At 48.2% G+C, this 18,086-nt stretch carries 16 protein-coding genes and 1 pseudogene; 10 read left to right on the forward strand and 7 right to left on the reverse strand.

Translation table 11 applies throughout. The features are described 5' to 3' along the window. Positions 1 to 2: 2 nt before the first annotated feature. The 7 genes and pseudogenes from ABT58_RS08785 (at position 3) to ABT58_RS08810 (ending at position 6,436) form a co-directional block, all read left to right on the forward strand. On the forward strand, positions 3 to 932 hold the full coding sequence (locus ABT58_RS08785; protein WP_047874005.1) for an alpha/beta hydrolase: 930 nt from the start codon (positions 3 to 5) through the stop codon (positions 930 to 932). 296 nt (positions 933 to 1,228) lie between these two features. Next, a complete protein-coding gene (locus tag ABT58_RS08790; RefSeq protein WP_053063034.1) occupies positions 1,229 to 2,122 on the forward strand; it encodes an AAA family ATPase in 894 nt (297 codons plus the stop codon). A 72-nt stretch (positions 2,123 to 2,194) separates the two neighbouring features. Further along, on the forward strand, positions 2,195 to 2,593 hold the full coding sequence (locus ABT58_RS08795) for a hypothetical protein (protein ID WP_107205063.1): 399 nt from the start codon (positions 2,195 to 2,197) through the stop codon (positions 2,591 to 2,593). Then, the gene (locus ABT58_RS08800; protein WP_047874007.1) at positions 2,590 to 4,230 is read left to right on the forward strand and encodes a VWA domain-containing protein; all 1,641 of its coding nucleotides are present in this window, start codon (positions 2,590 to 2,592) and stop codon (positions 4,228 to 4,230) included. Before ABT58_RS08795 ends, ABT58_RS08800 begins: the two co-directional genes overlap by 4 nt. A gap of 159 nt (positions 4,231 to 4,389) precedes the next feature. Continuing rightward, the gene (gene bla, locus ABT58_RS08805; protein WP_107205064.1) at positions 4,390 to 5,289 is read left to right on the forward strand and encodes a class A beta-lactamase; all 900 of its coding nucleotides are present in this window, start codon (positions 4,390 to 4,392) and stop codon (positions 5,287 to 5,289) included. 35 nt (positions 5,290 to 5,324) lie between these two features. Further along, positions 5,325 to 5,470: pseudogene (locus tag ABT58_RS24560) on the forward strand (NAD-dependent epimerase/dehydratase family protein); the annotation flags it as partial. A 195-nt stretch (positions 5,471 to 5,665) separates the two neighbouring features. After that, on the forward strand, positions 5,666 to 6,436 hold the full coding sequence (locus ABT58_RS08810; protein WP_082211040.1) for a cold-shock protein: 771 nt from the start codon (positions 5,666 to 5,668) through the stop codon (positions 6,434 to 6,436). A 114-nt stretch (positions 6,437 to 6,550) separates the two neighbouring features. On the opposite strand, the gene ABT58_RS08815 is transcribed toward ABT58_RS08810, so the two are convergent. The 7 genes from ABT58_RS08815 to ABT58_RS08845 all read right to left on the reverse strand — a co-directional run bounded on the left by ABT58_RS08815 (position 6,551) and on the right by ABT58_RS08845 (position 14,423). Continuing rightward, positions 6,551 to 7,732, reverse strand: a complete 1,182-nt coding sequence (locus ABT58_RS08815; protein ID WP_047874009.1) for a YgeY family selenium metabolism-linked hydrolase — start codon at positions 7,730 to 7,732, stop codon at positions 6,551 to 6,553. A 315-nt stretch (positions 7,733 to 8,047) separates the two neighbouring features. Next, the gene (locus ABT58_RS08820; RefSeq protein ID WP_047874010.1) at positions 8,048 to 10,066 is read right to left on the reverse strand and encodes an immunoglobulin-like domain-containing protein; all 2,019 of its coding nucleotides are present in this window, start codon (positions 10,064 to 10,066) and stop codon (positions 8,048 to 8,050) included. Positions 10,067 to 10,091: 25 nt separating this feature from the next. Next, positions 10,092 to 10,631 carry a hypothetical protein gene (locus ABT58_RS08825; RefSeq protein ID WP_146147244.1) on the reverse strand — a complete coding sequence of 180 codons (540 nt, stop codon included), beginning with the start codon at positions 10,629 to 10,631 and terminating at the stop codon, positions 10,092 to 10,094. Positions 10,632 to 10,738: 107 nt separating this feature from the next. Continuing rightward, entirely contained in the window at positions 10,739 to 11,038 is a 300-nt protein-coding gene (locus ABT58_RS08830) for a hypothetical protein (protein WP_146147245.1), read from the reverse strand. Positions 11,039 to 11,302: 264 nt separating this feature from the next. Beyond that, on the reverse strand, positions 11,303 to 11,848 hold the full coding sequence (locus ABT58_RS08835) for a GNAT family N-acetyltransferase (protein ID WP_047874013.1): 546 nt from the start codon (positions 11,846 to 11,848) through the stop codon (positions 11,303 to 11,305). A gap of 240 nt (positions 11,849 to 12,088) precedes the next feature. Further along, positions 12,089 to 13,534, reverse strand: coding sequence for a glutathione synthase (locus tag ABT58_RS08840; RefSeq protein ID WP_047874089.1), 1,446 nt, complete (start codon positions 13,532 to 13,534; stop codon positions 12,089 to 12,091). A 406-nt stretch (positions 13,535 to 13,940) separates the two neighbouring features. Beyond that, on the reverse strand, positions 13,941 to 14,423 hold the full coding sequence (locus ABT58_RS08845) for an Lrp/AsnC family transcriptional regulator (RefSeq protein WP_047874090.1): 483 nt from the start codon (positions 14,421 to 14,423) through the stop codon (positions 13,941 to 13,943). Positions 14,424 to 14,528: 105 nt separating this feature from the next. Between ABT58_RS08845 and ABT58_RS08850 the strand changes: the two genes are divergently transcribed. From ABT58_RS08850 to ABT58_RS08860, 3 genes are all read left to right on the forward strand, one after another. After that, complete coding sequence (locus tag ABT58_RS08850) at positions 14,529 to 15,686, forward strand: cystathionine beta-lyase (protein WP_047874014.1); 1,158 nt, start codon at positions 14,529 to 14,531, stop codon at positions 15,684 to 15,686. Positions 15,687 to 15,813: 127 nt separating this feature from the next. Next, on the forward strand, positions 15,814 to 16,977 hold the full coding sequence (locus ABT58_RS08855; RefSeq protein ID WP_047874015.1) for a M24 family metallopeptidase: 1,164 nt from the start codon (positions 15,814 to 15,816) through the stop codon (positions 16,975 to 16,977). A 59-nt stretch (positions 16,978 to 17,036) separates the two neighbouring features. Then, a complete protein-coding gene (locus ABT58_RS08860; protein ID WP_047874016.1) occupies positions 17,037 to 18,011 on the forward strand; it encodes a DMT family transporter in 975 nt (324 codons plus the stop codon). Positions 18,012 to 18,086: the final 75 nt, after the last annotated feature.

The following is an 18,086-nucleotide window of genomic DNA, read 5'->3' on the forward strand; positions in this document are numbered from 1 at the left end:
GAATGATCAATCACTTAGAAGCGGGTATTCGACCATTGGTCGAAGGGTTCATTGCCGATGGCAAGCCTTGTCCATCAAACCAGAGCATTGCGGATCGACGTGCCGGGTATCTTGGCAGTACCGTACTGGCCGGCGACAGCCCGAACATGGCGGAAGAATTTGTCGATGAGCTGAATGGCATCACTATGAAGGTGTACAAGCCCAGCTCGGACGCCCCATTACCTATTACGGTTTATTTCCATGGTGGCTGCTTTATCAGTGGTGGCTTTGCGACGCACGATGCCCAACTTCGCAGCCTTGCGCACCAATCCAACACGCTGGTGATTTGCATCCAATACCGATTGGCACCGGAGCATGTCTATCCGGCTGCTCATGATGATGTGTATCAGGCGGTGTTGAGCATTAAAGCACAAGCGCACAAATACGGTGGCAATACCGAACACATCGCCTTTGTGGGTGACAGTGCCGGCGGTCAACTCGCGCTGACAACCACACTGCGCTTAAAACAGCATCAATCCTGGTTACCACAGCAGCAGATTTTGATTTATCCGATGCTGGATCCACGCGGAGCGTCTGAGAGTTATCAGCAAAACGGCACGGACTACATCATCACCGCTAACATGCTGTTGTCGGGCTTTGAGATGTATATGCCAGAAGGCATGGAGATTGAAGGCCATCCTGAACTGGATGTATTACATGCTGACTTTACCGGTTTGCCGATGACGACCATCATCACGGCAGAATTTGACCCACTGCGCGATGAAGGGGAGCAGCTTTACCGCACCCTGCTTGCACATGGCGTTGAGGCTTACTGTGAGCGCTACTTGGGCGTGATTCACGGGTTTTATCAGCTCTCTGGCGTGAGCCCTACCGCGCAGCGCTGTGTTTCGTCGATTGCGCACCGTGTTCAAGCGCAACCGCAATCTGATTGATTAGCGCATATCTCGATGAAGCATCGTTTGGCGATAAGCTATTAAGCCAATTATTCAAATACGCAGGCTCTACACTCTAAACCCACAGCCTGCGTGTTTTGTTATTTATCAAACCTCGAAAAAATACCTTTAAAGCATTACTGCTGAGTTTTATGACAATGTAAACTTAATGCAGCAATGCCCATTCACTTTAAAGAACATTATTCTCTATAGCGTTAAACGCGTAACACTTTAATGCTTACCAATACGATATGATCCTGCTCTTCAAACAAAAATCATTTGGATAATAAGTAAACATGCAATTACGTGAAAAATTATCAAAACTGACAACAGCCCTTTCCGAAGGACTGATTGAACGCGATACTGAAATAAAATTGGCTGTTCTTGGCTTGCTTGCTCAGGAAAACGTGCTTTTAGTTGGACCTCCTGGCACGGCAAAAAGTGAGATTTCAAGAAGACTGTCTATGGTCATAAAAGATGGTTCCTACTTCGAGTATCTACTTACAAAATTCACCACACCTGAAGAAGTCTTCGGTCCACTTTCCATATCTAAGCTTAAAAATGACGAATACAGCCGTAATACACAAGGGTATATGCCAACGTCAAACGTTGTATTCCTTGATGAAGTATTTAAGGCTAACTCCGCCATTTTGAACTCGTTACTCACCATCATGAACGAACGTACATACCATAATGGGATTGTAAAAGATCAGACTCCATTACTTTCAATGATTGCGGCCTCCAATGAGTTACCTATTGGTCAAAATGAACTTGAAGCCTTGTATGACCGTTTTTTGCTAAAGAAATTCGTATCTCATGTAAGCGAGCATAATTTGTCAAAACTCATCAACTTCAAAGCTAAACCTTTCTCGATACCAAATGAGTTGATGCTTACAAAAGAAGAAATTCATTCAATCTCAACACTGTCTCAAGACGTTACAATTCCGACGGACATCGAAAATACGATTATTAATATCAAGAAAGAATATGAATCTCAGTTTTCAGAAAATACTGATGAAGTGCTTTCAGATCGGAAGCTGGTTAAATCGATAAAATTGATGAAAGTTTCCGCATATACCAATGGGAGAAATTACTTGGATCTTTCCGACGTTACTTTATTTCGACACATACTGTGGTGCAACGACCAAAACATACAGAAAGTCAACAATATTATAAATACTGCCATATAGGAATAAATCATGTCTTTTTTAAATCATTCCCAATTCGCGCACTTAGCAACCCGTAGTGCTAATGAAATATTCATGGATAAAATAGGTCAAGCATTAGGATCTGATGCAAAATACTACCAAGCTCGTGTTAGCTGTAATAAATTAACTGACACTCATGTAGAACTCGTAAAAAAGTCATTACAAAAAAAGCACATCTCACACTATTTGACTGAAGTATCTAAATACTTTGACGTTAATAAAAGCGATGGTTTTATGATTGCAGGAAGTCAATTCTTCTATGAAGTAAACAAAGATATTACCAGTTTTAACGCTAACGTTAAGTGGGCGGATGAAAGACTTGACTTATTTATCTTACCAAATCGCAGTGTATTTGACATGCCACAAAGCGAAGATAAAAAGCAAGCCGACTCGGATACAGCGAATTGTAGAGAGCTAATAGAACAACAGCTAAAGGCAAATATTTGGCTATGATTCCATTAATTACATCAATGGGCAAGGCAGCTCTTTGTGCTTTAAAAGGGCTTAGTATAGCCAAGCTAGCCACCAAAGCGACCAAGTACTTTATTGACGATACATTTCGCTCAAAGGTAACACCTACTGAGGGAAGTGTTATCTATAGTGATCTTTTTCTCGGCGTTGAACACTCCGGTATATACGTCGGTAATGGGGAAATATCTAATATCGTCGTCACCGGATCATTTGAATCAGAAGTTAAACTTGATTCACCAAGCAGCTTTGTTGATAGCGGTAAACTGCATAGACAAATTTACGTTTCCTGTGATTCTCATGGTGCAGTGGGTGACACTATTGTCTCTGATGAAGCAAAATCTAAAATAGGCGAACGGGCTTTCTATGGTCTTGTTATCAAAAACTGCCATGAGTTCAGCCGAAAATGCGTAGAAATAGCACCTAGAAAAACAAATATCAGTCGTCTTGAGAGCATGTTCGAGTTAGAAGATACTTGGGAGCATACAATTGGATCATTAAAAACATCGGCTAAAAAGCATATTGGGGCAACAAAATGGCGTTTGTGGGATCAAACGTCAGGGAGCTCTTTATCTGAAAACGATCTTCAACAGATTTATGATCAGCTAAATAACACTCCTCTCGATCAACAAACAATTGAAGCTCTTCAGCAATCTCAACGTGAGATTGAACGTTACCTCGAAGAAATTCAGGATGAAAATCTACCTTCTCATGCCCTAATTACCGTCAACAAATACCATCAGCAACTAGGAAAACTGAATGAGGCGGGTACAAAAGCATCTTCATTAAGTCAAAGCTTAGGATACAGTTTCACTTACAATGACCTGAAAGCGGCTAAAGATATTGATTTTTCATCACTATCAAAAGAGCTAGAAAGTAATCAATCCATTGCTGATATTCTCGAAACACTTGGGCGAAGCTATGTATCGGAGAAAATGAAACAAAAACAGATCAAAAGAGCCAATACCAATGAAGTATATGGCACTCACAAAAGTGCCGATATATCACGAGTTCTACCCTCGGAGCTTTCATTATTAGAGAACGAAGAGCTTGAACATCTTTTCTATGCGAAGCTACTCGAATCTAATCTATCCACATACAAAATGCTTGGTCATCACATAGATCTAGAAGACGACAGTGAAGATGAAAAGATGAAGGGTCCAATAGTCGTATGTCTAGATACATCAGGAAGCATGTCTGGGCAACCTATTCTGAAAGCAAGAGCACTATTGCTGGCCATACACACCATCATCACTAAAGAGAAACGAGATCTTTACGTATTACTCTTCGGCTCCAATGGGCAAATCAAAGAACTACTTCTTGACGAAACATCTTCTACGGGGCTCTTAGCATTCCTATGTAAAGAATTCTCTGGTGGCACTGATTTCGAAACACCACTGAAACGTGCTATAGAGATCATTGAGAGTAAAAAACAATTCAATAAAGCCGATGTGTTAATGGTTACAGACGGAGAATGCGACTTGAGTGCTCACTTCCAAAAAACTTTAAAAGCAAAGAAGAGCCAACTCGACTTCTCAATCCAAACTGTGATTTGTACAGGCTTGTTCGCAAGTTCAGCCCAACCAAACGATGGCTTCAGTGACCGTATTATTGGTATTTAGAATGCCGATTAGGTGACCGTTCTGAAAATAGAGTGCAGTCAGTGCCCAACTCATCTTAACACAACCCACCTCGCTGTGGGTTTTGTTACCATTTCTACCCTCTTCTCTACATCATGGTTCTGCTACACTGCGCTTTTCATTATCACTGATGTTTCCCCAATGAAATTTTCTACGTTTCTCGGCACTGCCGTGACGCTACTTTCGCTTTCCGCACCGATTTACACTGGGCTTTACATACCCAATGCAACCGCCGCAACACAGGTGGAGTTTGCGCCCGTCCAAACTCAAATCCAAGCCATAGAACAGACACTCTCTGCCCATATCGGTGTCGCTGTATTGGATACCCAAAACAATACGCGCTGGAGCTATAAAGGGGATGAACGCACTCCGTTAACCAGCACGTTTAAAACACTGGCATGCGCCAAGTTACTGCACGATGCAGAGAACAACACCCTTGCGTTAATCGATACCGTTACCATCAAAGCCAGTGAATTAGTGACCTACTCGCCAGTCACGGAAAAGTGGGTAGGAAAAGCCATACCTGTCGTGCAAGCGTGTGAAGCCACTATGTTCACCAGTGATAACACGGCGGCGAATATCGTGATTCATGCGGTGGGTGGCCCTGACAAGATCACGGCATTCCTGCGCCAGTCTGGCGATGCGGTGACACAATTAGATCGCTTCGAACCGGCACTCAATGAAGCGACGCTGGGTGATGTCCGAGACACGACAACCCCCAATGCGATGACTCAAACCTTGAATACGCTGCTGTTTAAAAACGGTTTATCTAAACAAAACCAACAGCAGCTTATTGATTGGATGGTGGGTAACCAAGTCACCGGCAACCTGTTACGTTCTGTCTTACCTCAAGGCTGGACCATCGCAGACCGTTCCGGCGCGGGCGGCCACGGCGCAAGAAGTATCACAGCTGTGGTATGGCCGGAAGATCGCGCCCCAGTGATCATCGCTATCTATGTGATGCAGACAGAGGCGTCTTTTGATGCCCGTAACCAAGCCATTGTGACGATTGGTCAGGCGATTTTTAATCTCTATCAGTAGGCTCCTACGAACATTTTAGTCACAGGCACCACTGATCGCGCTGTTTTCCAGAGTCGGTGAACTAAATGGCACTGTATCGCCTCCACGCGGCATTGATGCGCGGGATGTGGCTTTAGCTCATGCCTGCGCTATTGAAAAACCTCTGCCAGGGTTTCGTCGCTTCATCATTTCCGGTGTGAGCTAGTTAGACCGCGTGCATGACGACGAATTGGCGGAAGTGCTGCCCTGCAACCGTTACAAATAAATTCGACCGCTGCGGGATTTTTCGTGTTCCACATTGCTTGCGGTATCCCTAAAAAGGATACTGCAGAGGGTTGCCCGCAATACGCCGACTGGGCATATCCCTATCTTTTGTTTTGTGGAAAAGGATCTGGCCATGAGAGGAAGCATTACGACCTATCTACCCGAAAAAATGTACGGTTTCATTAAAGGGGATGACGATAAAGATTACTTCTTTCATGCCAATGAATTGATCCCGAGCGATCATATCGACAAATTATGTGAAGGCGCGTTGATTGAATTCGACCAACAAGCCACCCCTAAGGGCTACAAGGCGAAACGCTGCCACCTGCTCAATCCCAACCATATTGCCACGTATGTGCAACCTCATTATTGTCTGACCTCTCGTACCCCAGCGGTGCATGGCTGGGAAGTGATCGAGCCCGGCGAGTGGGTTGTGCATGGCACCTCCTCTGATTCACCGGATGAGGCCAAAAAAGACATGATCCACAGTGCAGAGTTGATCGGCGCGAACGCTATTGTGGAGCTGGAATATTACAAAACAACGGGGTCCAGACCGGGGCAAGGCAAAGGGATCTACTATTACACCATTCACAATTATCGGGGGCGCGTCATGACGGTCGCCAAGCGCCATTCCCGAGGCACTTACCATGCTGATGACTTACAGGGACTCAATCAGCGTGCCAATACCCTTAAACACGCGATGCTGGAAAAAACCGCCCAGAGTAAAAAGAAAAGAAATGCCATCTGGCTGGCTGTACTGGCCGGACTGGGGGGATGCTGGGTCTCTCTGCCGTTCCTTTATCTGTGTTTACTGGTTCCCGCCTTCTTAACGGTGCTGATTATTTTTGGCTGCTCCCAAGATTTCGATTCATGGCTACAACCGGCCGAATCACAGCCCTCTTAACTCGCATACGACGTAATAACGCGCATAACGAAAAAGCCCCAGTGACCTTGTGACAGGTAAACTGGGGCTTTGCTGGCATCCTGTCTACTAGCAGGATGCGGGTATTAATGACGCTTAGATATTGCAGGCAATGTGGGCGTAAATTTTTGCCGCTGCCACGATTTCTGCTGTGTCACAACGCTCATCTTTCTGGTGCGCCAAGCGAAGATCGCCCGGGCCAATACCGATAGTTGGCACCTGGTACTTATCGTTGGTCGCAAAACCGTTGGTGCTAAATTCCCACTTGAAGACTTCACCATCACGCTGCAACGTTTCTTTCATTGCCACCTGACCCGCTTCCACCAATGGGTGAGCACGATCGGTTTCCCATGCAGGCAGGAAGGTGTGCAATACCACTTCTTTTCCGGTGTAAGCCTGACCTACCGCATCATAGATTTCCCATGTTGCATCCGTGCCTTCCACGATACGGTCCATCTCTTTGGCGACCATCTCTTCGGTTTCACCCAGCGCCAAACGGCGATCCAGATACACCGTACAACGGTCAGGTACAGCATTCAGAGAAGCGGTACGACATTCAATGTTCGACAGCACCACAGAGCCTTTTTCTGCCACATCCACCAGCTGATCAAATTCCTGCTGCTGACGTTCTACGTTGGCGATGATTTGGTTCATCTTGTAGATGGCATTCACACCGTTTTGCGGCTGAGAACCGTGCGCCGATTTACCCGTCGTCGTCACTTTGTACATCGCACGGCCACGGTGGCCAACGGCTAAGCGCAAGCTGCTTGGCTCACCGATAATGCAGTAGTTCGGGTTCAAGTCGTTTTCTTTCAGTGCCTGGTAAAGCAACTCACCATCGAAATCTTCTTCCATCACAGAAGCCGATACAAGAATGGTTTTCCCTTCCAACAGACCACACTGCTTCATCGCATGTGCGCCGTACACCATCGCACACACTGAAGATTTGGTATCGACACTGCCACGTCCCCACAGCACGCCATCTTCAATGTGGCCGCTGAATGGTGGGTGTGTCCAATCCGCTTCGTCCTTCGCATCAACGATATCAATATGCGCATCGTACAGGAATACGGATTCGCCATGGCCAACACGGCCCAGCACGCTACCAAAAGAGTCCACCAGGATTTCATCAAAGCCCAGTTTTTCCATTTCGCGTTTCACACATTCTGCTGCTTCGCGCTCATCACCGGTCAGGCTCTTACATTGAATAAGGCGGCTGGTGAAGTCGATTAAATCACCTTGAATACTATCCAGATATTCGTTGATAGGATTTGTCATTCTTGTTTTTCCATTACATAAAACTGGCGCTAATGTAGTGGGAAAACCCAAAACAAAACGTGACTATTCTCACGACTATTTGAAAACCACAGAGAAAACATTAAATATTTTTTAAATCATAAACTTATATTTGATTTAAAAACAATCAAACGTGATTTACATCATGCTTTTAATGAAATATACAGCAATGAAATAAACCGCAATAAAAGACAAAATCATAGGCAAACAAAAAGAGCAGCCCTAACGGAACAACCCTTCATTCTGGTGCCTTTCTCGATCACGGCGCTCGCCTGCTAGCAGGCACATTCACTCCCTTTAGCGGGAACATGCTCCACCGGCTTGCCAAGCATGTTCCCACGCCCAACCGGTTCCTGGAATATACGCCCCACCCAATGAACACCAACCCGCTACGTTGCAGGTGTAGTTGTCACCTTGATGGCTGACCACGTCCCCTGCGGCATAATTGCCATTCACATCATAAACGGGACAAGCTCCCTCACCCGGAGGATCCGGATTCACCGGCGGCTCTTGGCCATCCGCTAGCCCCAGATCATCCCAGGCATCAGACCAATACGCGCTACTGCCCGGCGCATACTGGCTCAGCGCACACCAGCTGGTCACAGGCCACGGTTTACACTGGTAAACATGCCCGTCGCTTGCCAGCACCTTATCACCCGCTTGATACAGCGTACCCGCGACATATAGCGGGTACTCACCACTGGCCGCTTTTACCGTCACGATACGTACTTTTTCGCTCGTTAAACCTTTATTTTCCACCACATACCGCAATGTATAACGCCCCGCCACTTGCGTGTTCACGTCACCCACGACGCGTAATTTCTCGGTGATATCCTGCCCATGACCATCTTGTGCGCTGATACCCGCCAATGGATCAAACACACTGTTCAGTGCAATTTCACTGTCTGCTACGCCGACAATCACAGGCGCTTTCACTGCATCGGTGTCTTCTTTTTGCAGGGTGATGACGGACAATGAATACGCAGGGACACGTACGCCATCCGTTTGATGTGCCGTCGTACGCTGCCAAGCCTGATCCGGATCGGTCACGGCTGTCGGCCAGCCACTGTGAATGTCTTGCGAATACGTGTCGATGGTGTACTCATCGGCCAATGGCAAATCATCCAACGTAATATTCACGGCACTTTCGACAGGCAGTTTGTTCACCACAAACACCTTCACGGTGTCTTTTCCGTTCACGGCCTTGGCAATCACACCCGGCAAATTCGGGGCTAACTCAGCGGCCACACTGGAGGTCGTAAACACATCAGCGTCTTTAAACACCTCAAAGAGCTTGGCATACATGATCCCGGTCGGCGTGATATACGTCTGTTTCCCCTGGGTATACATCAGCGATTGCGCCTGATTGCTATCGCTATGGTAGAGCATGTGGATCCCGGCTTGTTGCACCACGCCATCGTGGATATTGCCTTCCAACAAGGCCATGAAAACATCCGCATAAGCCAACACACTCAGGAAAGATTCCGGCGCTTCCTGCACCCCCCATTCCGAGATCAACACTGGCGTATTACCAAACGTTTCACGGTATTCGGCAATGTTATGACGGGTCTTCTTGTAGGCATCAATCAGCGTTTTTCCGCTGCTTAACGTCAAATCACTGTTCCAGACAGAGATATAGTTATGCATGATGGTCGCGTCATAATACGTTTCACGGGACAGGGTTTCTGACCAGCTGCCCACGTCATAACTCAAATGGTTAATGTTCGCGGCGATCTTGATGTCTGGCGCGATCTTGCGGATCGCCTGCGTCAGAGATTGAGTATGTTTGATGTATTGATTCACATCCGGATTATTCGGCCCATTCGAGGAATACCCGTACGCCTGAGCAGGGAAGTAGTTTTCATTCCCCAGTTCAATCCACTTGATAGGCAGTTGATCATTCAAACGTTTCTTCAGGCGATTTTCCGTTGCGGTGACGTCATCATGCATCACGTTAAACATCAGCGTTGCGGTCGCGTTTTGCTCCTTCACCAAGCTCTGATAGCCCGGATACCCAAAACGCCAACCGGCCAAGAATGCCTTTTCACGGCTTGGCGATTGGAAGGTTGATGGATCATCATGATAACCATCAGTACGGTGGTCATAATAATTGCCGACGGTTCCGCCCGGAAAACGCATATTAGTCATAGGGAAATGGGTTTTAATAGCATCGCGCACCACCGCATCAGACCAAGAATAATCGGCCCAAGAGAAATGGCTGTTGGATGACAACAAGTCGTTTTCAAACGCGACAACCGCTTCGCTGCTGAGCGTTAACGTCACTGACATATCTTCCGGCACCGGGTACGGGAACACATACGGCGACGCTTCTGGACGCTGATTAAGAGAAGGCCGGCAAGCGCATACTAAAACGCCCTTCACTGTTTTGGAAACCGATTTCTAAGGTCAGCTCATCCAGCCCAAGCGTATGGAATTGATCCACCGAGCAGGAATCAATATGCCATTGGTTTTCAAGTGAATTGCGCAGATTACACGCCTTCAGGCTTTTGCCGTTTCCATCCGCAATCCGTAACTTTGGGGCGTCCCACAACTTGTCACCTAAAACAATATCTTCAAGGTACAAGTCACCGGAGAAAAACACTTCACGCTGGGTGCGATCGACTGGAATTTTGATCGTCGCTCGGTGGTACTGCCCTTTTTGCCCCGTTAATGTCAGCGTGCCCGCATGCTCATCAAACTGGGCATTGGCGGGAAACAACCAACGCCCCGTCTCGAAGCTGATGTCATTCATTGCACTCTTTACCACCATGACATCCGAGGCATCGCTGTTACCGCCCGCAAAAGTGACGCCACTCCACCCCATGAGGGTGAGCAGCAGTAGTGTGTTTGCTTTCATGTTTACTTTTCTTTGTGTCTTCATGTGAGTCTCTTTTCCTCCCGCTATCCTTCCTGTACTCAACTTTCTTATCGCTGCTTTCTCAACGCAGCTTTTTCATCACGGAGCCTTTCATTTCACCGCCCGTCGGCTTACACAAATCCGTGCGACATCGGCGACAACAAATACATCAACACACTCAGACCTGCCCCTGTCAGGGCACATAAGCCCAATTGCAGCATGCATTTTTTGGCAGGCGCGATTTTTTTACGCCATACCATGACGACAACCATCAAAAGCGCGAGCGGGATAACCAACCCATAAGGGGTCATCAGGTGATCAAGCAGCCAGGAATCCATGAACAAGGGAGAGTGGGGATAGAGAGATTCACTGATTGACGCATATTGCTCTCGCGAAATCATGACAAACGCCATGCCGAGTAATAACAACACCTGAATCAGTGAAAGGACAACATTGAATACCTTGAGCATAAGGAAAAGAGACGGTGAGTGAATAATGGAATATTGAACCCCACCCACGCCCGGTTAGTGAGCAGTTGATGAATAATTATGGAGCAACCTCAAACTCTTCTTTGATACGCGTTCAAGTACACGCATGATTACGTGCTATATCAGCCCCTTTCTATTGGCACTTGGCGCTTGCTTGCGAAGCCATGTTGGTGTGTGGACGTGTTGGATTTATAAGAAAGCCCCGCACTAAAACGGTATGCCCACTAACTGCACGTCACCGCTCGGCCATGGGGAGGTTAACGGTAGATACATACCGTGGCTGATGGTCACCCACTCCCCTTCACGGTTAAGCAGTTGCAGGTTATTCGCCTCTTTGTAGCCGCTGCCTTGGTAGAATTGCGTTTCACCAAACAGCAGCGCAAAGGCATCACCAGCCGCTTGGCGGTCATGATGCACGCGCGCCAGCATTTGTTTTACCCAGCCTTGCTGGCGATACGCCGGTAGCACACACACTTCGGCCATTCCACTGATGGCGAACGGAACGCCTTCGCTGACCACGGTTTTTTCATGCACGGCCACTTGGCCCACTAACTCATTGTCGGTGTTCCACAATAAATAGCGATGTTGCGGCTTATCCTTGGCATAACGTTGCGTACGAAAGATGGCGTCCCCTTCGCCGGTAAAACAGGTACTGAGTAACGTACGCAGCTTTTTATCTAAGATTTCGTCGACGTCGTCATCCCGCTTGTATTCAATAAACAGGGATTCCACATCCAAACATTCTACGTACATTGTTGATCTTCCTGATATTCAGCCATTATTTGCCAGCGATACCACACTCTTCTTCGACAACTCAATAGCCAGTCTGACATTCACTGACTGGCCTCACAGTTTTCAACCGCGTCATAAAAACAGAAAGATTAAAAAGCGATAAAAAAACAGCGTGTCGAGTCTCCTCAACACGCTGCTTGCAGTTATGTGGCTTCATGTACCTTATGTACTTAAGGGGCCAATACGTCCTATTCGGCGGTATTAATCAATCAAGGTAAGTGAGTCCAAAATACCTTTGCCGCTGTGGATCCCGCCTTCGTTTTCACTGGCCGGTTTACTGCGGATCAAATAGCCGGCGTAGCCGTCCAGCTCTGTCACCGGCTCTCCGTTAAAGTACGCCGTGAACAAGCCAATTTCGCTGACCAAATCTGTCACCAAGCTTGGCTGGCTGTCACGCACGGCCACGGTCGGTACTTCACGTTCGTGCGGGTATAAACGCTGCATCAATGCCCAGGCGTCGTAATCTTCTTCTGGCAGTTGTGCCAGTTTCTCGGCAATCTCGGCGCCAAACACACAGTGACCGCCGCCTTCGCCTTGGTTTTTCAACACCCACTCTTCCTGACGCGCTTCGTGCGTAAACCACGCAATGTTCTGGGCATTCACGGGTTTCATGTCTGCCAACACGCTTTGCACGAGTTCGGCTTCCGCTAACGTCAGCCCCCAACGGGCGTAGTCTGCCGCTGGCATCATGGTCAGGTGCATCTGCATGGCTTTACTGGTCGCCAGTTGCTGGCTGAATGTCGCGTTCACGGCAACTTGGTGTTGCTCAATGAACAAGCGTGTCTGGCTTAATGTGTGGCAGCAAATCGCCTCATTGAGCTCTGGGGCACAGTAGTCGCTATACTGATAACCGGCACGTAAATACACCACGTCAATCGGGCCAATATCCGCCAACAACAAACGTTGATCAGCACCGGTGCTCAGTTGATTGCTCAATTGTTCAAAGGTACGGCGCACCGTGCGCACACCCAATTGCTGCAACGCCACTTCCAGCAAATGCTGATCATACACATTGTCTTCGTTTTTCTGCACCACCATCAGGAAGGTCGGTTTCCCTTCACCGTGAAAGTCAGCCTGAATACGGCGGGCCGTGGTCGCAATGGCGTATGCCAGTTGGTTCAACCCTTGGTTGTCGGCAGGGGTGGCGTTGTTATCTTCCAGCCAGTTTTGGTATACCTGCGGCCACTGCTCTTGCAGGTAAGCATGAAACTCCGTCGCACGCTGACCAAACGGCCCCATGCCTGCGGCAATGCCGTTAAATTCGATCACTTTGGCACCGTGCTGGCGATCATCCATAAAGTCGGTACGCATCAATAACAACGGCTGACGCGCCGGTGTTAAACGGGCGTCAGACGTACCGTGCGCCTGCTGGTGCAATTGCATTAAGCGACCAAAAAACGGATCCGCATTGGCCATGTTACCCAAGGTCGCTTGCAGGAAGTCGTGATCTTCAGACACCCCGCTGATCAGCTTGGTGATAAGTGGCGTCACACGACGTAAATGCTGATACACCTCGCGCTCCATCGTCATCGGCGCCAGGCTAAACGGGCAATGACGTGCGGTATTGTCGGCTTGGCGAAACGCCACCCCATGCATGATGGCCCATTCGCAGGCATCTTCAATCATGGAGGGAGAAGGGAAAGGCATCAGTTCATTATTCGTCTGTTCTTTACGCATCATCGTGCTACTCATCACTACAACTCTATTCGGTATCGCTGTCAGACCCTCATTGAAATCATAGGGGAAGGCTGACAGCATTTACTGAATAAGACGTTGGTCGATGCAAAAAGACGAGAAAAAGACGAAAAACTTTTCGATTTTTATCGAAATATTTAGCGCCGATGCTTATTCACAGTGTCGCTTCTCTTCAGATCCCCAAAAAAACCGTCAACAAAATGTGACTCAGATTTGTCGTGCGATCAAAAAAGTGAACGGCGAATAAAATAATCCGCCCTCAAAAGCCGTTACCCATGAGAAATTTTCTCACCACATAAACGGGATATCGCTCACGACACGCCCTTCAACGATGCTTTTGTGCCTATGCCGAATGCGCTTAATACGCGGGTTCACACTGCGGGATAGGTGTATCCAGAGTAGCTTTGACACGGTCCATCACCACGATGGTACGAAACCATTTCACGTTCGGGTTGTTATAGAACAAACGTCCACTTATTGCTTCATATTCCGCCATGTTGGCCACGGTTAATATCAGCATAAAATCCGCCTCTCCCGTCACGTAATAACATTGCTGGATCTCCGGCCCTGAAAATGAACGCTTAAGGTCTTCCATATCAGAGGCTTGCGTTCGCACCGCATGCACTTCGACCATGATAGTGATGATTTGTCCCACCTTTTCCGGCGCGATCACAGCCGTATTCGCCTGAATCACGCCGTTTTCTTCCAAGCGTTTGATTCGGCGCTGTACCGATGCCGTCGACAAGTGAACTTGCTCGGCAACAATGCGCAAGGGGGTGGTGTTGTCTTTTTGCAAAATAGAAAGGATGGCGCGATCAAAGTTATCAACTAACTGGTTCATGTGAAAAATTTTCTCAAAAGCACCCGCTTTTTCGAGCGCAATTATCAAGGTCAACGAAATATTATGGCCAGCATATTCAGTCCATTACCGATTTGGAGCACACATATGCATTGGCATAGCAAACTTGTACAACCACAGACTTTGGCGGCGCCGGGGTTTAAATCTTTAGCAACCCCAACCCATCGTGGTTCAACGGTATTGTTTGATAAACAAGCGGATGTGGTTGATGCCTGGGACCAAGCAAAAGGTGGTTACAGCTATGGCCTGTACGGTACACCAACTACGTTGGAATTATCGGGACGTATTGCACAATTAGAAGGCGCACTTCACAGTTTTGTGGTGCCAGGCGGCCAAGCAGCGATTGCACTGGTGTATTTCGCGCTTTGCCAAGCGGGCAGCCACGCGTTGGTACCACACAGTGCTTACGGTCCGAACAAAGAGATGGCACAAGGCCTGTTAAAAGGATTGGGCATTGATGTTGAACCTTATGATCCGCTGATTGGCGCTGGCATTGCTGACCTTATCCGTGACAACACGGCCTTGATCTGGGTAGAAAGCCCGGGCTCAGTGACCATGGAAATTCAGGACGTACCGGCTATCTGTGCGGCAGCGCATGAAAAAGGCGCCTTAGTGGCGATTGATAACACCTACGCAGCGGGCGTGCTGTTCGATGCGTTTGCCCATGGCGTCGATATCAACATGCAAGCGTTGACCAAATACGTCGGCGGCCACAGTGATCTGCTGCTTGGCACGGTGTCTGTCAATTCCGAAGCCCTGAAACAAAAAGTCGGCGCGACCTACAAGCAACTTGGCCTGGCTGTTTCCCCTGACGATTGCAGCCTGGCATTACGCGGCCTGCAAACGCTGGGTTTGCGTCTGGCGCACCTTGAAAAATCCACCCTGACCGTGGCGGAGTGGTTATCAAATCACCCTGCGGTCGCCGAGATTTTCCACCCAGCGTTCCCGTCTTGCCCGGGGCATGAGATTTGGAAACGTGATTTCACAGGCTCCAGCAGCGTCTTCTCATTCATGTTCACGGAAGACTACAGCGCAGAGCAGGTGGAAGCCTTCATCAACACCCTTGAGATGTTCAAGATCGGCATGAGCTGGGGCGGCGTCACCAGCCTAGCACTGGTTTACCCGAATATTGAACGTCCAGGGAAAGATTACGCGGGTCGCCTTGTGCGTCTGAATATCGGCCTTGAATACACCGAAGAGCTGATTGCCGATCTGGACCGTGCCCTGACCGCGATCACCCGTTAATTCATTCGTTTTTGCAAGCCCAGATCCTTTCGCGTCAAGGTCGATGCCGCCCCCTCATTCGGCATCTTCCTTGTGGCGAAAGCACCCTACATAACAACAACATTTGACGTGATAAAAGGTAGAAAAAATGACGATGCCTACTCGTGGTTTTACCCAACAAGAATTTGAACAGCGTACCGAGCGTGCACAGAAAGTAATGCATGAGATGAAGCTCGACGCCATGATGTTCACCACCGAACCGAACGTGCGTTACTTCACCGGTTTCCACTCTCAATTCTGGCACAGCCCAACCCGTCCTTGGTTTGTGATTGTCCCGGCCGAAGGCAAGCCGATTGCGGTTATTCCAGAGATCGGTGCCAAAGGCATGGGCAAAACATGGATTGACGACATCATCACCTGGCCAGCCCCGCGCCCGGAAGATGACGGCATCAGCCTGGTCGCTAACGTACTGAATACCCTGCCGAGCCGCTACGGCCGTGTCGGTGCCACCTTGGGTATCGAGTCTCACCTGCGTATGCCAGTGAACAACTACCTGAAACTCACCACCATGGTGAAAAAAGAGTTTGTTGATGTGGCACTTGCCATGCACGAACTTCGCCAAATTAAGTCGCCGGCTGAAATTGCCAAAACCCGTGAAATTTGCCGTATCACCAACGTCGGCTTCAAACGCATTCCTGAATATGCCCGTGTCGGCATGACAGAACGTGAGATCTGTAAGCAGTTCGGTATGGACATGCTACAAGCCGGTGCCGATGAATGTCCGTTCATCATCGCAGGCTCTGGCCCTGACGCGTATGACGACATCCTGATGGGCCCGACAGATCGCGTGATTGAACACGGTGACGTACTGCTGATCGACACCGGTGCGGTATGGGATGGCTACTTCTCTGACTTTGACCGTAACTGGGCGTTCGGCACCGCGAGCGAAGAGACCAAAGCCGCCTACCGCGCCACCTACGAAGCGACCACCAAAGGCTTTGAAGCCGCCCGTCCGGGTGCCACTACCACCGACATCTACAACGCGATGTGGAAAGTGCTGGAAGCCAATGGCGCACTGGGTAACGACATCGGCCGTGTCGGCCACGGACTAGGTATGGAGCTGACAGAACGCCCATCCAATACCGCCACTGACAACACCGTATTGAAGCCAGGCATGGTGATGACCCTTGAGCCGGGCATGGTTTACGCCCCGGGTAAAACCATGTTGCACGAAGAAAACATTGTGATCACAGAAGATGGCGCGGAATGGCTGACTGAGCGTGCTGCACCCGAGCTGATCATTATCGAGTAATTTTTCGATTCACTTGCCTTCATGACCATGGAGGCAAGTCATTACAAAGGAATACTGTGATGAGTAATACTAATAAAGATGTGGTTTTAGGATGGTGTGCCGCGATTTCAGTGGCGGTAATTTGGGGCGTGACAGGGGTTGTGTCTAAGCCCTTATCGATGGCTGTTGACCCGATGACCTTGGTTTTCTTCCGTTATGTCACTGCGGTTATCGGTTTATCCGTTATTTTCATGCTGACGTACAAAAATACCAAAATAAATAAGGAACTTGGCCATTCATTAAAAATTGAGAAATCAGACATTTTCAAAATCGCCATGTGCGGTATTGTCGGACAAGGTTTATTCTCACTTTTTAACTTCCTGTCTCTGGGTCATATTGGCGCAACAGAGAACGGGGTTGTGCAAGGTATGAACCCTTTCGTGACCGTGTTCTTTGGCATGATGTTCATGAACTTTCGCATGAATAAAGTGCAATGGGGGGCGTTCCTTGTCTCCGCGCTCTGCATCTACGTCATGAGTGTCGGCCCATCTAACAAAGTGGAAGGGGGTCAACCATGGCTAGGCTACCTTTTCGTTACCTGCTCTGTGCTTTCCATTGCATGTACCGCGCATTTACGTGCCAGCCTTGCCGAAAAATACGGCTCCGTTGTCTCTATGCTGATGCAATACATTTCCGTCGCGATCTTCGGTCTTTGTATGGTGCTTTCCATGGGGCTAGACCTTTCACAAATCACCATCATTTTGTCTGACCCGCTATTGATCTTCTTGCTTATCTTCCTGGGTACAGGGATTTCAGGAGTCAGCTATGTCATTCAGCTGTATTCATTCAAGAAAATTGGTGTTGAAAAATCATCCCTATCACTGAATCTCATGCCATTGGTGGGTTATGTTGTCGCGGTTGTGGCACTGGGTGAAGACATGTCATTCTTTAAAACGGCCATTGTTACCACGATTGTCGTTGCACTGTATGTCTTCAATGCTTTTGACAAAAAAGAAACCCAACCAACCACGCAAGAAAAGCCGGTTAATGCTTAATAACAAATATCCTTACTCTCTAACTGCAACCTGAGAGTAATAGCAATAACGCAGAAAATAAGGCGGCTTATTATG

The sequence above is a fragment of the Photobacterium aphoticum genome (assembly GCF_001029435.1).
Taxonomy (GTDB): domain Bacteria; phylum Pseudomonadota; class Gammaproteobacteria; order Enterobacterales; family Vibrionaceae; genus Photobacterium; species Photobacterium aphoticum.

What these genes read in the sequence shown, in the direction of transcription:
- ABT58_RS08785 (WP_047874005.1), top strand. Translation starts at nt 3, where the DNA reads ATGATCAATCACTTAGAAGCGGGTATTCGACCATTGGTCGAAGGGTTC.
- ABT58_RS08790 (WP_053063034.1), top strand. Translation starts at nt 1,229, where the DNA reads ATGCAATTACGTGAAAAATTATCAAAACTGACAACAGCCCTTTCCGAA.
- ABT58_RS08795 (WP_107205063.1), top strand. Translation starts at nt 2,195, where the DNA reads ATGGATAAAATAGGTCAAGCATTAGGATCTGATGCAAAATACTACCAA.
- ABT58_RS08800 (WP_047874007.1), top strand. Translation starts at nt 2,590, where the DNA reads ATGATTCCATTAATTACATCAATGGGCAAGGCAGCTCTTTGTGCTTTA.
- bla (WP_107205064.1), top strand. Translation starts at nt 4,390, where the DNA reads ATGAAATTTTCTACGTTTCTCGGCACTGCCGTGACGCTACTTTCGCTT.
- ABT58_RS08810 (WP_082211040.1), top strand. Translation starts at nt 5,666, where the DNA reads ATGAGAGGAAGCATTACGACCTATCTACCCGAAAAAATGTACGGTTTC.
- ABT58_RS08815 (WP_047874009.1), bottom strand. Translation starts at nt 7,732, where the DNA reads ATGACAAATCCTATCAACGAATATCTGGATAGTATTCAAGGTGATTTA.
- ABT58_RS08825 (WP_146147244.1), bottom strand. Translation starts at nt 10,631, where the DNA reads ATGAAGACACAAAGAAAAGTAAACATGAAAGCAAACACACTACTGCTG.
- ABT58_RS08835 (WP_047874013.1), bottom strand. Translation starts at nt 11,848, where the DNA reads ATGTACGTAGAATGTTTGGATGTGGAATCCCTGTTTATTGAATACAAG.
- ABT58_RS08840 (WP_047874089.1), bottom strand. Translation starts at nt 13,534, where the DNA reads ATGCCTTTCCCTTCTCCCTCCATGATTGAAGATGCCTGCGAATGGGCC.
- ABT58_RS08845 (WP_047874090.1), bottom strand. Translation starts at nt 14,423, where the DNA reads ATGAACCAGTTAGTTGATAACTTTGATCGCGCCATCCTTTCTATTTTG.
- ABT58_RS08850 (WP_047874014.1), top strand. Translation starts at nt 14,529, where the DNA reads ATGCATTGGCATAGCAAACTTGTACAACCACAGACTTTGGCGGCGCCG.
- ABT58_RS08855 (WP_047874015.1), top strand. Translation starts at nt 15,814, where the DNA reads ATGACGATGCCTACTCGTGGTTTTACCCAACAAGAATTTGAACAGCGT.
- ABT58_RS08860 (WP_047874016.1), top strand. Translation starts at nt 17,037, where the DNA reads ATGAGTAATACTAATAAAGATGTGGTTTTAGGATGGTGTGCCGCGATT.